Below are 14,762 nucleotides of genomic sequence, written 5' to 3' on the forward strand. Positions count from 1 at the left end.
GAGTTTCCTTTTCTAGCAGGCGAGGTAAGACCCCAAGGGCGACCATTCTGCGCCTAAAAAACCTCGCGGCTCAACCCCACCCCTCGGCAAGCCCTGGTTTCACGGGGCGCGAGGGCACAAATGCGCTTTTAGGGAACCCACGCTGGCCGCCAGGGCCTAAACTGACCAATCACGACTGGATAAGGAGGGTGACCGATGAGCCGTATCGAAACCGACAGCCTGGGGGAAGTACAGGTCCCTGATGACGCCTATTGGGGCGCGCAAACCCAACGTTCGCTGGTCAATTTCGCGATTGGCGAGCAGCGCATGCCGCTGGCGGTATTGCATGCCTTGGCCTTGATCAAGAAGGCTGCGGCACGGGTCAACGACCGTAACGGCGACCTGCCCGCCGATATTGCCCGCCTGATCGAGCAGGCTGCCGACGAGGTTCTGGACGGCCAGCACGACGACCAGTTCCCGCTGGTAGTCTGGCAGACCGGCAGTGGCACCCAGAGCAACATGAACGCCAACGAAGTGATCGCCGGCCGCGCCAACGAACTGGCCGGCAACAACCGCGGCGGCAAGAGCCCGGTGCACCCCAACGATCACGTCAACCGTTCCCAGAGTTCCAACGACTGCTTTCCTACTGCTATGAGCATTGCTGCGGTGCAAGCGGTGAACAAGCAACTGCTGCCGGCGATCGCCACCTTGTCCGGTGGCCTGGCGGAATTGGCCGCGCGACATATGAAGCTGGTCAAGACCGGCCGTACCCACATGATGGATGCCACGCCGATCACCTTCGGCCAGGAACTTTCGGCGTTTATCACCCAGCTCGATTACGCCGAGCGTGCGATCCGCAGCGCCCTGCCCGCGGTGTGCGAGCTGGCCCAGGGCGGCACCGCAGTGGGCACCGGGCTCAATGCGCCCCATGGCTTCGGCGAGGCGATCGCCTCCGAACTGGCGGCGTTGTCGGGCTTGCCCTTCGTGACCGCGCCGAACAAATTCGCCGCCCTCTCCGGCCACGAGCCGCTGGTGACCCTGCACGGCGCGCTGAAAACCCTGGCCGTGGCGCTGATGAAAATCGCCAACGACCTGCGCCTGCTGGGTTCCGGCCCGCGCACCGGGCTGGCCGAAGTCAAGTTGCCGGCCAACGAGCCGGGCAGTTCGATCATGCCCGGCAAGGTCAACCCCACCCAGTGCGAAGCGCTGTCGATGCTGGCCTGCCAGGTACTGGGCAACGACGTGACCATCGGCATGGCCGCCAGCCAGGGGCACTTGCAGTTGAACGTGTACAAACCGGTGATCATCCACAACCTGCTGGAATCGATCCGCCTGTTGGCCGATGGCTGCAACAACTTCCAGGAGCATTGCATCGCCGGTCTTGAGCCAGACGCCAAGCAGATGGCCGAGCACCTGGAGCGCGGGCTGATGCTGGTCACCGCGCTCAACCCGCATATCGGCTACGACAAGTCAGCCGAAATCGCCAAGAAGGCTTACGCCGAAGGGCTGACACTGCGCGAGGCCGCGCTGGAGCTGGGCTACCTGACCGATGCCGAGTTTGATCAGTGGGTGCGCCCGGAAAACATGCTCGGCGCTTAAACCGACATCCGCAGCCGCCGGGCCCTGAGCCCGGCGAGCAGCGACGGCGCCAGTGCGACGGTTGCCGAACCCAGCACCACCACAAACGCGCCGAAGTAGCCCAAAGCATTGATCTCTTCGGCCTGCACATACTCGGGCCACAGCCACGCCGCCAAGGCAACCGCCACAAAGGTCACCAACGGCGTCAACGCCAGGGTCGCACTGACCCGCGAGGCTTCCCAATGCGCCAGGGCTTCGGCAAATGCGCCGTAGGCCACCAGTGTATTCATGCAGCACGCCAGCAGCAGCCAGCCTTGCAGCGGGCTCAACTGCAACGCCTCCAGCGGGTGCGCCCAGGGCGTGAGCAACACCGCGCACGACAGGTAGATCACCATCATCACCTGCAACGAATTCCACACCGTCAGCAACTGCTTCTGCCCCAGCGCATAGAACACCCAGATGGTGGTGGCGAGCAGGATCGTCAGCACACCGGCGGTGTAGGTGCCCAGGGACGTCAGCAACTCCACCAGGCGTTGGTTGAAGAACAAGCCAAAGCCTGCGATCAGCACCACCAGCCCCACCCCCTGCCCCAGGCTGAAGCGTTCCTTGAACACAAACACACTGGCGACCATCAGAAAGATCGGACCCATCTGCACCACCAACTGCGCGGTGCCCGGGCTGAGCATTTTCAGCCCAACCAGATACAGCACGTAGTTGCCGACCAGGCCGCACACCGCCATGCCCACCAGCCATCCGCCTTTGGGGCCAAGCACTTTGCGGCTGGGCAGACGCTTGGTGGCTGCCAGGTAAACGAACAGGCACGTGCCCGCTGCCATCAGGCGAAACCAGGTCACGGTGATCGGGTCCATCACCTGCAACACTTGCTTGAGCTTGATCGGCAGAATGCCCCACAGAAACGCGGTCAGCAGGGTCAGGAAAAAACCGTAGACCCAGCGGCCGGAAGAGATGTGCATGAGTGCCCCAGATGCCAGAGGAAGTGGAGCAGGCATTCTAGGGGCAAGTCACTGAGTTCGGATACGTCACAGTCTTGAATGTGGGAGCTGGCTTGCCTGCGATGGCGGTTTATCTGTGCCCAATCTGTCGCTGACCCACCGCTATCGCAGGCAAGCCAGCTCCCACATTGGCCGTATTCCAACCTGACTCAGCGTACGGCTTCGAAGAGTCCCGTAGCACCCATCCCGCCACCCACGCACATGGTGACAATCCCGTAGCGCAGGTTGCGCCGTTGCAGCTCGCGCACCAGATGCCCCACCTGTCGCGAGCCGGTCATGCCGAACGGGTGGCCGATGGAGATCGAGCCGCCGTTGACGTTGTATTTGGCGTTGTCGATCTCCAGCCGATTGCGCGCATACAGACACTGGGAAGCAAAGGCTTCATTGAGTTCCCACAGGTCAATATCCGCTATCTGCAACCCTTTGGCCTTGAGCAGCCTGGGCACCGAAAACACCGGGCCGATGCCCATCTCGTCCGGCTCGCACCCGGCCACGGTAAAACCACGGAAAAACGCCTTGGGCTTGAGCCCTAACGCGAGGGCTTTTTCCAGGCTCATCACCAGGGTCATCGAAGCGCCGTCGGAGAGCTGCGAGGAATTGCCCGCCGTCACCGAACCGTCCTCGGCAAACACAGGCTTGAGACCGGCAAGACTGGCCAGTGTGGTGTCGGGGCGATTGCAGTCGTCTCTGTCTACCACGCCATCAAGGATCTGCACCTCACCGGTATTTTTGTCTTCGACCTTGTACTTGACCGCCATTGGCACGATCTCGTCATTGAACAAGCCATCGGCCTGGGCCTGGGCCGTGCGCTGCTGGCTTTGCAGGGCGTAAAGGTCCTGGTCTTCACGGCTGACGTGATAGCGACGGGCAACGATTTCGGCGGTCTGGCCCATGGGAAAGTAGAGGCCGGGCACCTGCTCTTTAAGCAGCGGGTTGATCAGGTTATCGGTATTGACGCTTTTCATGGTCAGGCTGATGGACTCGACACCGCCGGCGACAATGATGTCGCTGCAACCCGAAGCAATCTGGTTGGCGGCAATGGCAATCGCCTGCAAGCCCGACGAACAGAAACGGTTGAGGGTCATGCCCGCCGTACCGGTGCCCAGTTGCGAGAGCACCGCCACGTTGCGCCCGATGTTATAGCCCTGGGCGCCTTCGTTGGAGCCGGCACCGACGATGCAGTCTTCCACCGTCGCCGGGTCAATGCCGTTGCGAGTCAATAGCGCATTGACGCAATGGGCCGCCATGTCATCGGGCCTGGTCTGATTGAATTTGCCACGAAAGGACTTGGCCAGGCCGGTTCGTACGCTGTCGACGATCACTACTTCACGCATGGGCTACCTCGATCTTTTGGTTGTAGATCGAGAATAGAGCCGGGCCTGGCCGACCGCGATGATCATTCATCCCATGGATGCAAAAGCATGGGGCCTTGGTAGGAGCGAGCTTGCTCGCGAAAAAACCCCAGGCGCCGCGTTTATTCAGGAAACACGCGTTATCGTTGAGATTTTTCGCGAGCAAGCTCGCTCCTACAGACCCTCCCACCCTAGATGGCTATTTCTTTTTCTTTTTGTCGTGCTTATCGCTTTTATCAAACGCCTCTTCCAGCGCACGGTTGATGGTGCGCAGCACCTTGACCCGCGCCCAGCGCTTGTCGTTGGCCTCTACCAGGGTCCAGGGCGCCACCTCGGTGCTGGTGCGGTCAACCATGTCGCCCACCGCCGCGCGGTAGTCGTCCCATTTGTCGCGGTTGCGCCAGTCGTCTTCGGTGATTTTGAAGCGCTTGAACGGGATCTCCTCGCGGGCCTGGAAGCGTTCCAGCTGGGTGTCCTTGTCGATGGCCAGCCAGAACTTGACCACGATCACACCGGCATCGCGCAATTGCTCTTCGAAGTCATTGATCTCGCCATAGGCGCGCATCCAATCGGCCGGGGTGCAGAAGCCTTCGATGCGTTCGACCAGCACGCGGCCGTACCACGAGCGGTCGAACACAGTGAACATGCCGCGCGCCGGGATCTTCTGCCAGAAGCGCCACAAGTAGGGCTGGGCACGTTCGTCTTCGCTGGGCGCGGCAATCGGCACGATGTGGTACTGACGCGGGTCCAGCGCCGCCGCCACGCGCCGAATCGCCCCGCCCTTGCCGGCCGCGTCGTTGCCTTCGAATACGCTCACCAGTGCGTGCTTGCGCATACGCTTATCGCGCATCAGCCCAGAGAAGCGCGCCTGCTCGGTGATCAGTTGTTCTTCGTAATCGTCCTTGTCCAGACGCAGGGTCATGTCCAGGCTGTCGAGCAGGCTCTTGCGGTCTACCGAGGCGAGCAACGGCGCCGGGTTCATGCCGCTGGCCTTGACCTTGGCCTGTTTCAACGCGCTTTGCAGGCCCTCCAGCAGGATCTTGCCCACGGTCAGCCCACGGTAATGCGGATCGACGCCTTCGATCACATGCCACGGCGCGTAATCTCGGCTGGTACGGCGCAACACACGCTCACCGAAATGCACGAACTTGTCGTAGGTCTTGGACTGTTGCCAATCCAGCGGGCTGATGCGCCAGCTGTGCAGCGGGTCATCGGCCAGGGCCTTGAGGCGCGCCTTCATCTGTTTTTTCGACAGGTGGAACCAGAACTTGAAGATCAGCGCGCCTTCATCGCAGAGCATCTTTTCCAGGCGCTCGGCACCGGCAATCGCCTGGTCGAGCCGCGCGTCCTTGATCTGCCCATGCACCCGACCCTGCAGCATCTGGCTGTACCAGTTGCCGAAAAAGATCCCCATGCGCCCCTTGGCCGGCAGTTGCCGCCAGTAGCGCCAGGCGGGCGGGCGGGCCAGTTCTTCGTCGGTCTGCTGGTCGAAGGTGCGCACTTCGATCAGGCGCGGGTCCATCCACTCATTGAGCAGCTTGACGGTTTCGCCCTTGCCCGCGCCTTCGATGCCGTTGATCAGAATGATCACCGGGAAGCGCTTCTGCTGTTGCAGCTCGTACTGCACCTCCAACAAGGCTTCACGCAGGGCCGGCACTTCGGCGTCATAGGTGTCTTTGTCGATGGCGTGACCGATTTCGGCGGATTCGAACATGGGCAGCTCCGTTTCAAGATGGCTCAAGACTAGCGGATTGGGCCGCAACAGGTGGAAGGAAATTCCACCGCGGCTTGCCGTGGGTCAATCCCCTGCCGTTTGATCGGCTAGAATGGCCGCCTTGTGTTTGCCTGCCGTTATTTTTATGAGCCGCCCATGACCCCCATCACCCACGCCCAGCTCGACTGGGATGACCAAGGTCGCCCGCATTCGCGAGTGTTCGACGACGTGTACTTCTCCGACCAGTCGGGCCTTGAAGAAACCCGTTATGTATTTCTCGAACAGAACCGCTTGCAGGAGCGCTTTGCCGCCTTGCCGATGGGCGGGCGGCTGGTGATCGGCGAAACCGGCTTCGGCACCGGTTTGAATTTTTTGTGCGCCTGGCAGTTGTTCGATCAACACGCGGTAGCCGGTGCGCGTCTGCATTTTGTCAGTGTGGAAAAATACCCGCTCAGCCATGCCGACCTGCAACGCGCCCTCGCCCTCTGGCCCGAACTGCAACCCTACGCCGAACAATTGCTGGCCCAGTACATCGCCATCCATCAAGGCTTCCAGCGCCTGGTATTGGACAATGGCCGTGTAACCCTGACCCTGTTGATCGGCGACGCTCTGGAGCAATTGCCGCAACTGGATGCACAAATAGATGCATGGTTTCTCGACGGTTTTGCCCCGGCAAAAAACCCGGATATGTGGACCGCCGAACTGTTCGCCGAGCTGGCGCGCCTGGCGGCACCGGGCTCGACCATCAGCACCTTTACCAGTACCGGCTGGGTCCGCCGGCTGATCAACGCCGCCGGGTTCAAGATGAAACGCACGCCGGGTATCGGCCACAAATGGGAGATCCTGCGCGGCGAGTTTCTCGGCTGGCCCGAACTAACGCCCAGGCCCGCCGTCACCGCCCCCTGGTTCGCACGCCCTGCGCCTCACACTGGCGAGCGCCGAGCGCTGGTGATCGGCGGCGGAATGGCCGGCTGCTGCACCGCCGCCAGCCTCGCGGCACGCGGTTGGCAGGTGTGCCTGCTGGAACGTCACGCGGCCCTGGCGCAGGAAGCGTCAGGCAACCCGCAAGGTGTGCTGTACCTGAAACTGTCGGCCCACGGCACCGCGCTGTCGCAGTTGATCGTCAGCGGCTTTGGCTACACCCGCCGGTTGCTTGAGCATTTGCAGCGTGGCGTCGATTGGGACGCGTGCGGCGTGTTGCAATTGGCCTTCAATGCCAAGGAAGCCGAACGCCAGGCCCAACTGGCCGAGGCCTTTGCGCCAGACCTGCTGCACAGGGTGGATGCAACCCAGGCACAAGCCCACGCCGGCATCCCGCTGGAGCAAGGTGGCTTGTTCTTCCCCGACGGCGGCTGGGTGCATCCGCCGGCGCTGTGCGAGTGGCAGGCCCGGCATCCGAATATCGAGGTGAAGCTGCATCAGGAGGCCCTGACCTTGCAGCGCGTCGATGGCCAGTGGCAGGCCCGGGACGGCGACACGCCGATTGCCGATGCGCCCGTGGTGGTACTTGCCGGCGCCGCCGAGATAAAGCGCTTCCCCTTCAGCGCCGCGCTGCCGCTCAAACGCATTCGCGGGCAAATTACGCGCCTGCCGCACACCGCTCAAAGCCAGGAACTGAGCACCGTGGTATGCGCCCAGGGCTATGTCGCCCCGGCACGGTTAGGCGAACATACCCTGGGCGCCAGTTTCGACTTCAAGAGCGATGATCTGACCCCTACCCTCGCCGAACACGCCGACAACCTGGAGCTGCTGCGGGAAATTTCCCCGACCTTGCTGCAGGCTTTGCACCCCGACAACCAGGCACTGGACACCCTGGAAGGCCGCGCCGCCTTCCGCTGCACCAGCCCGGACTATCTGCCCATCGTCGGCCCGCTGGCCGATGCCGACGCATTTGCACAGGCCTTCGGCATACTGGCGCGGGATGCGCGCCAAGTGCCGGATACGCCCTGCCCCTGGCTGGAGGGGGTGTATATCAATAGCGGCCACGGCTCACGCGGTTTGATCACCGCACCGTTATCCGCACAACTGCTGGCGGCATGGCTGGACAACGAACCGCTCCCCTTGCCCATCAGCGTGGCCCAGGCCTGTCACCCCAACCGGTTTGCTTTGCGTGAGTTGATTCGAGGCAAATCGCACAAGACACCATGAGCCAATAACGCACCAGCGGCACTTAACGAATCGCGCAAACATTGAGTGCCTCGGCGCGAATAGCCTCTTGGGTGAGCCGCTGGATCTCGGCACTTTCGGATGCCGCTTTATCACGACTGATGTGGTCCACACTCGCCGTTCGGGCCGCCTCATCGAGGTCCGGGTCGGCGAGTACCGCCTGTAAACGCGTATGAAACGGCGTGCCAATGGCTTCAAAGCTGTCAGCATGTGTGCGCTTGAGATACTTTTGCCAGTAGGGCAACTCGTGCATGAATGTCGGGAAAGCCTCGGTCGCCTCTGCCTCCCTGACCTCGCGTTCAGCAGCATCAAGTGCTTGGGGCGTCACCCCGGCTAAAATGCCGAAACGCATGTGCTGTGGCTGCCCTGGAAGATAAAAACGATTCGCCAGGCCGGTGCGAAAAGCCAGGCTCACTTCCAGGCCCTCGGTTGCCGGGTTTTTGAGGTGATAATCACGGGCAATCTGTTCCAGACGATCCAGCCGAAACAAGCCACGCCCCAGCTTCAGCAGTGGCCCGACGGACAGATTCCCACCCTCGATCTGCCGGCGCATCTCACTGACTTCAAGCAGGATCTCCAGATCGCCGAAGCTCACCGCGGCATCGTCGTCACAATTGAGTTGGGTGCCCGCCCATTCAAACACCTCATCGGCCAGATCGGCGCGCGCTCTGACCGCATCAAGCACTCGCCACACCCTGCGCGTCATGTCCTGCTTCACCCGTTCCAGATCCGCCGAGCCGCCCAGCTCGGCCAGATGCTTGAACAGGCCATCGCTGCCCCTGGCATCCTTGAGCATTTGCCAGGTAGTGAGCTTGGCCTGGTAGTCCGCCGCCAGCGGCTCCGGCAGCCAGAGTTGCCGCGCGGCCTGTTCGCTGATGATCGGAATATCATCTTCATAGACCCCCATGCCAAACCCTCTCAGGCGACGATATTCCAGAACTCGCATCCGCGTCGGCAGGGTCAACGGATTACGGCTCAAATTGATGGGGCGGGTGCGCGCCGGACCGGCGTTGAATAACCAGTTCGGCAGCTCGGTAATGTCGTTGTCCCGCAGGTCGACATGTTCAAGCAAAGCCAAAGGCGCCAGACCTTCGGGAAACGTTTTGAGTCGACAGTTACTCAGGAACAGCTCGCGCAAACCGATCATGCCATGCAGTTTGGGCGGATCAATCAGTGGGTTGCCCGCCAGGTTCAGGCTTTTGAGACTGCGCATGCCTGCCAACTTGGCGCGCGTGTAGTCGGTCAGCGTCAGTTGATTATTATCCAGGTACAACGACTCCAGTTGCGGCACGGTCGAGACAACCTCCGGCAGACGCGTCAAGCGGTTCCCCGACACGTCCAGGGATTTCAGCCCGGTAAAATGCTTCAGGAAATACGCCAGCTCGTCACTCACCTCCATGTTGCGCATCGATAGCTGGCGCACATGCTCAAAACCGACTGTGGGCGGCAACACAGGCAACGGGCCACCGAGCATGCCATCGAGTGATAGCCGATGCACCTCACCAGGGCCAGTCATACGCCGCCAGCACGCTTCAAGCCGCTGTGCGATGTTATTGCGGCTAAGCCGTGCTTGCGCCAACGGCCCGGGGATCTTTGCCAATGCCGCTTTATCGCTGCGCCAGGCCGTCAGTACGGCACACAGCGTTTGCAGGTTGCGCTGCAACGCCTTGACCGCCCGGGCGCGTGCCAGATGATCGGCTCCCAACGCCTGGACAAACGTCGACGCCTGGGCCTCGTCAAACAAGGGGAAGAGCTTTCTGACCTTGCGCAGCAGCGTCGCCGGCTGTTGCGGCACCTCGGGTGGTGCCGCCTGTACGCATCCCTCGCGCCAGGCAGGCAGCGGTTCGGCCGACGGTTCGCGCAGATAGCGCTCCACATCGGCACGTTCATCGCCGACCTGCCAACGCAACTTCAGTTGCAGCTGCATAGCCCCAGGCTCCCCTGTGTCGTAGATGCCCAGGCGGGTGCGCTGTGCAGCCGACAACGTATTGAGCAGTGCCTGGTAAAAACCGGAGGGCCCAGGGACAGGATCGTGCAAGGCAACGTCCCGCTCATCGAACGCCTGATAGCCCCGTGCAGACTTGACCACTTTGCGCAGAACACTCGCCGACGCGTTTTCCTGCTTACCAAGCAAGGCGCCTTCCAGGGTCTGCTCATGCAGCTGCACGCGCAGTTGCGCGGGCCAGCCCCGCAACTTGCCGAGCAGGGCAATCGCCAGGCGCTCGGTCGATTCGTTGGCCAACTGCGGCAAATAAAATCCCGCCACCGCACGGTCTTCCTGTAGCTCGTGCAACGCCAGCCTGGCACGCTGAGCCAGGCGCAGGGGCACGCGGCGAGTGTTATGCAGGTACAGGCGCTCCTGCGAGGTGGCCTGCAACAGCAGTTCCTGCGCCATTCCGGTCGGCAGGTGCGGGAAGTGATTCTTGAGCAGGGCGGCATTGCCCTGGGGGAGCGGGTCGGAGTCCAGGTAAAGCTGCTCGAACAGTTCGCCATAATGTTCTTTAACCACTGACAACAGACGGGCCGACAATGCCTTCTGCGCCTCCTCAGGCTCGACGTTCGGCCCCAGCAACGCCTCACGCTCTTCGTTATCGAGCGCGTCGAGCAAGGTTTGCATCAACTGTCCGTTATTGATCTGCTGTTCACTGACGTGAATGCTTAAATCTTCGTAATCGAATGGAGCGGTGTCCGGGAACCGCTGGAGTAAATCACCGTGTTCATCCAACAGCTCGAAAAAGCGCCCCTGGGGCCAGCCGTCCAGCAAAGGCAAGGCAAACATTTGCAGGCGAGCGGTAGACGGATGCGTCTGGCTCTGGAATTGCAATTGCCAGATCAGGTCATGAAACACTTGTTCCTGCCGCCAGCGCACCACACTGTCGCGCAGGCGTTGCGGCAATGCCTGGTTGCGCTCCACCAGTTGCCGTAACCAGGGTAATTGGCTGTTGGTCGTGGTGATAATTTCATCCAACTGGCTCTGCGACAGGGACTTGAGGTCCGGCGACAGCCGCTTGAGCACATAGGCCGGCGTGTGCCACTGATCGACTTGTTCGGACTGATGGCGCCAACCACCGACGCCATTGTGCTCCAACGGCGGGCGGTAAGCTGTGTCACGCACGGGATGCACTGCTCGCCAGCGCCCAAGGGCGGAATCAAAGTTAACCCGGTAAAGCGCGCCGTCCATCGCAGCATAAGAGCGCCCCCGATACTGGTAAATCCCTCGGTAACTGGGCGTGGCCAGTACCTCATCGCCGATGGTTTGCTGATACGGACGAAGGGAACGACGCCAAAGCCGCGCGCCACCGCCAGACAATCGCACCGCGTCAAACTGGTCGAAAAATGCAGCGGCCTCCTTTTGCGTACGCGTAAACATCGACCCCACAACCTTGCCCCCCGCCGCCAACACCATCATTGAACCGATGCCTTCCGCCACGTTGAACAAATGCTCCAGCGCCTGCGTCTTGCGGTGATGCTCCCAATCTTCAACGCCTTCATAGACTTCACCCAGCAACTGCCCTACCCCCACGCCCAGCATCAGTTGGCCGAGGCCGGGCACGAAAAAACCGGCGACATTGGCCAGGGTCAACCCCAGGTCCACATAGCGTTCGAGCAATGCAGTGCGTGCCTCCTCGTCCACGTCCGCCACGGGCACCGCCAGTACCCTGGCGTCCAGTTGCGCCTTGCCGACGTAAACGTCGAAGAAAAACCGCGCAATGCTGACGTTAACCGCAACCGCCTCCAGGCTTTCTACGGCATTGCGGGTATCGAACCGTTGGAAAAAATCCGGGCGCTCGGACTCGTCCAGATAGCCTTTGAAAAACTCGCGATAGGCAGGCACCTGCAATTGCCCTGACAGGTAACTATTGAATGCGGCGAGGGTGTCGTATTCGAACCAGGGCCGCTCCGGCTCGTTGGGCATATACACCACACAATGCCCCGAGGGCAGGCTCTGCGACGCACCGCCGGAAAACACCAACACACTCCACGCGCACGCCTGATCAACATTTAATCCGTGCCAGGTCAACGGCCCCCCATCCATCTGCAGAACCTTGCTCGGCGGGGTATCGCCATTGCTCTTGAGCTGCTTGAGCAACGTTGCAGCCGTGTCCTTGCTCACGTGCCCCTTGCCCGACGCTATGTGCAGGTCCAGGAGCATATCGCTCATCTTGAGATTGGCAATGTCCCGGGCCACCGGGTCATGCGTATGCGTAGTCGGCGGGGCATTCGGGGGCGGCAGATCGAACACCTCTCGCAGGTGCAGTTGGTAGGCGCCGCCCAAATCCAGTTCACGACAACAGCGCACAAATTCAAGGGCACTTAGGGTGTCGACTTTCTGGCCGGTAGCTTTGCTGCGGATCAGCGCACCGATTACCAGTCCACTGGACTGGGCCCGCGCAGCACTGAAGTTCTGCATGGCAGCCTGCAACAGGGTGTGCTTTTCAACGGTGACCGTCACTGTCAACGGCCCCATCAAGTCGGGGTTGAGGTTCGTCATCTCGCGATGCGGCATTTCCAACACGTCGTGCTGCACATCCAACGTATGCCCCTTGGATAACAGATAGGCTTCAAGGCGCTCGATGCAAAACTCATCGAGGGGCTCCAGCGCCTGCAACCGGGTATGGACAGTGTCTCGCAGCGGCCCACTGATTTCGTGCGCCTGCCAAATGGCGGTCCGCGTTTCGGGAGCGGTCTGCACCAACCAGCCAGGCAGGTTGTCGAGAAGCGTCTGGGCTATATCCAGATCCTGAGTCATTTCCAGCAATTTGCGCGGCAGCTGCGCGCTGAGTCGGGGGCCAACCACTTCATTTACCTGCGGCATGCGACCTCCCTGGGCCAAAGCCCGCCACACCGTTTCTGTCCTTGATCTGCATTCATTGATGACCGTCCTTGATGGCTCTGATGGTTAACGCTCGAAGATAAGCCCACCGCCGCCGCCGAAGGGTTTGAATACTCGCTGGATTGAGCGGCTTAACGCCCTGCAATTCCCATCAATTCTTGCCGTATTTACCGCCCTTTCGCGGCACGCCAAGCCAGCCGGCGAATGGGCAACGAGCCATTAGGCCTGGAAGGCTTATAACTTATCGTTCTAAAACTCCCTGGTTTTACCTGGGTCAGTTTCTGGGTACGCGCCCTTTTGGGCGTATTGAGTATTGACCCCTCCCCAACGGAAAAACCGGTAAGGAACTTATGTGTGGACTAGCTGGCGAGTTACGCTTTGATCATCAACCTGCCGACCTGGCAGCCGTAGAACGCATCACGCACCACCTCGCCCCCCGCGGCCCAGACGCCTGGGGCTTTCACGCCCAAGGGCCGATTGCCCTGGGCCATCGCCGCCTGAAAATCATGGACCTGTCGGACGGCTCCGCCCAACCGATGGTCGACGCCCAACTGGGGTTGTCCCTGGCGTTCAATGGCGCGATTTACAATTTCCCGGAACTGCGAAAAGAGCTGGAAGCCCTGGGCTACGCCTTCTATTCCGGCGGCGATACCGAAGTGCTGCTCAAGGGCTATCACGCCTGGGGTGAAGCGCTGCTGCCCAAGCTCAACGGCATGTTTGCGTTCGCCATCTGGGAGCGCGATGCACAGCGTCTGTTCATCGCCCGTGACCGTCTCGGTGTGAAGCCCTTGTACCTGTCACGCACCGGCCAACGCCTGCGTTTCGCCTCGGCGTTGCCGGCCTTGCTCAAGGGGGGCGATATCAACCCGATCCTCGATCCGGTTGCGCTCAACCACTACCTGAATTTCCACGCCGTGGTGCCTGCGCCGCGCACGCTGTTGGCGGGTATTGAAAAGCTGCCGCCCGCCAGTTGGATGCGCATCGAGGCCAGCGGCAAGACCGAACAGAAAACCTGGTGGACCCTGCCCTACGGCCCCCGCGAGGATGAACAGAATCTGAGCCTGGAAGACTGGACCGACCGCGTACTCGACAGCACCCGCGAAGCCGTGGCCATTCGCCAACGTGCGGCGGTGGATGTCGGCGTGCTGCTCTCCGGCGGGGTCGATTCGAGCATGCTCGTCGGCCTGCTGCGCGAAGTGGGCGTAGAGGATTTGTCGACCTTCTCCATCGGCTTCGAGGATGCCGGTGGCGAGCGTGGCGACGAGTTCCAGTATTCGGATCTGATCGCCAACCATTACGGCACTCGCCACCACCAATTGCGCATCGCTGAAAGCGAGATCATCGAGCAACTGCCGGCCGCCTTCCGCGCCATGAGCGAGCCGATGGTCAGCCACGACTGCATCGCTTTCTACCTGCTGTCACGAGAAGTGGCCAAGCATTGCAAAGTGGTGCAGAGCGGCCAGGGCGCCGATGAATTGTTCGCCGGCTACCACTGGTACCCGCAGGTGGACGGCGCCAGCGACCCGTATGCCGCGTATCGCGACGCTTTTTTCGACCGCAGCTACGACGACTATGCCGCCACCGTTGCGCCGAAATGGCTGACCGCCAACGACGCCGCCGGCGACTTCGTACGCGAACACTTTGCCATGCCGGGAGCAGACGCCGCCGTGGACAAGGCCCTGCGCTTGGACAGCACCGTGATGCTGGTGGATGACCCGGTCAAACGCGTCGACAACATGACCATGGCCTGGGGCCTGGAAGCCCGTACGCCGTTCCTCGACTACCGCCTGGTGGAGCTGTCGGCGCGCGTGCCGGGCAAGTTCAAATTGCCCGATGGCGGCAAGCAGGTGCTCAAAGAGGCTGCGCGCCGAGTGATCCCCAGCGAAGTCATCGACCGTAAAAAAGGCTACTTCCCGGTGCCCGGCCTCAAGCACTTGCAGGGCGACACCCTGAACTGGGTGCGCGAACTGCTGCTGGATCCGAGCCAGGACCGCGGCCTGTTCAACCCCGCCATGCTCGACCGCCTGCTGACGGACCCACAGGGTCAACTGACCCCATTGCGCGGCTCCAAGCTGTGGCAACTGGCGGCGCTGAACCTGTGGCTCAGCGAACAAGGAATCTGATCC

The 14,762-nt window shown here is 61.5% G+C and carries 7 protein-coding genes; 3 read left to right on the top strand and 4 right to left on the bottom strand.

The genetic code is table 11. From position 1 onward, the window contains the following. The first annotated feature begins 195 nt into the window (after positions 1-195). A complete protein-coding gene (locus TX23_RS02200; RefSeq protein ID WP_057700824.1) occupies positions 196-1,578 on the top strand; it encodes a class II fumarate hydratase in 1,383 nt (460 codons plus the stop codon). Here the strand turns inward: TX23_RS02200 and TX23_RS02205 are convergent. From TX23_RS02205 to pap, 3 genes are all read right to left on the bottom strand, one after another. Further along, positions 1,575-2,531, bottom strand: coding sequence for a DMT family transporter (locus TX23_RS02205; RefSeq protein WP_057700825.1), 957 nt, complete (start codon positions 2,529-2,531; stop codon positions 1,575-1,577). The genes TX23_RS02200 and TX23_RS02205 overlap by 4 nt on opposite strands. A 188-nt stretch (positions 2,532-2,719) precedes the next feature. Next, positions 2,720-3,904 (bottom strand): thiolase family protein, encoded by a 1,185-nt coding sequence (locus TX23_RS02210; RefSeq protein ID WP_057700826.1) that lies wholly within the window; start codon positions 3,902-3,904, stop codon positions 2,720-2,722. A gap of 217 nt (positions 3,905-4,121) precedes the next feature. Beyond that, entirely contained in the window at positions 4,122-5,636 is a 1,515-nt protein-coding gene (gene pap / locus TX23_RS02220) for a polyphosphate:AMP phosphotransferase (protein ID WP_057700828.1), read from the bottom strand. Between the two features lie 156 nt (positions 5,637-5,792). On the opposite strand from pap, the gene mnmC reads away from it, so the two are divergent. Continuing rightward, positions 5,793-7,784: a bifunctional tRNA (5-methylaminomethyl-2-thiouridine)(34)-methyltransferase MnmD/FAD-dependent 5-carboxymethylaminomethyl-2-thiouridine(34) oxidoreductase MnmC gene (mnmC, locus tag TX23_RS02225; protein ID WP_057700829.1), complete on the top strand. Its 1,992-nt coding sequence runs from the start codon at positions 5,793-5,795 to the stop codon at positions 7,782-7,784. Positions 7,785-7,806: 22 nt separating this feature from the next. On the opposite strand, the gene TX23_RS02230 is transcribed toward mnmC, so the two are convergent. Then, complete coding sequence (locus TX23_RS02230; RefSeq protein WP_057700830.1) at positions 7,807-12,618, bottom strand: NEL-type E3 ubiquitin ligase domain-containing protein; 4,812 nt, start codon at positions 12,616-12,618, stop codon at positions 7,807-7,809. 368 nt (positions 12,619-12,986) lie between these two features. On the opposite strand from TX23_RS02230, the gene TX23_RS02235 reads away from it, so the two are divergent. Beyond that, positions 12,987-14,759, top strand: a complete 1,773-nt coding sequence (locus TX23_RS02235) for an N-acetylglutaminylglutamine amidotransferase (RefSeq protein ID WP_057700831.1) — start codon at positions 12,987-12,989, stop codon at positions 14,757-14,759. Positions 14,760-14,762: the final 3 nt, after the last annotated feature.

Origin of the sequence: Pseudomonas paralactis (assembly GCF_001439735.1) — a bacterium.
GTDB lineage: Bacteria > Pseudomonadota > Gammaproteobacteria > Pseudomonadales > Pseudomonadaceae > Aquipseudomonas > Aquipseudomonas paralactis.

What these genes read in the sequence shown, in the direction of transcription:
- TX23_RS02200 (WP_057700824.1), top strand. Translation starts at nt 196, where the DNA reads ATGAGCCGTATCGAAACCGACAGCCTGGGGGAAGTACAGGTCCCTGAT.
- TX23_RS02205 (WP_057700825.1), bottom strand. Translation starts at nt 2,531, where the DNA reads ATGCACATCTCTTCCGGCCGCTGGGTCTACGGTTTTTTCCTGACCCTG.
- TX23_RS02210 (WP_057700826.1), bottom strand. Translation starts at nt 3,904, where the DNA reads ATGCGTGAAGTAGTGATCGTCGACAGCGTACGAACCGGCCTGGCCAAG.
- pap (WP_057700828.1), bottom strand. Translation starts at nt 5,636, where the DNA reads ATGTTCGAATCCGCCGAAATCGGTCACGCCATCGACAAAGACACCTAT.
- mnmC (WP_057700829.1), top strand. Translation starts at nt 5,793, where the DNA reads ATGACCCCCATCACCCACGCCCAGCTCGACTGGGATGACCAAGGTCGC.
- TX23_RS02230 (WP_057700830.1), bottom strand. Translation starts at nt 12,618, where the DNA reads ATGCCGCAGGTAAATGAAGTGGTTGGCCCCCGACTCAGCGCGCAGCTG.
- TX23_RS02235 (WP_057700831.1), top strand. Translation starts at nt 12,987, where the DNA reads ATGTGTGGACTAGCTGGCGAGTTACGCTTTGATCATCAACCTGCCGAC.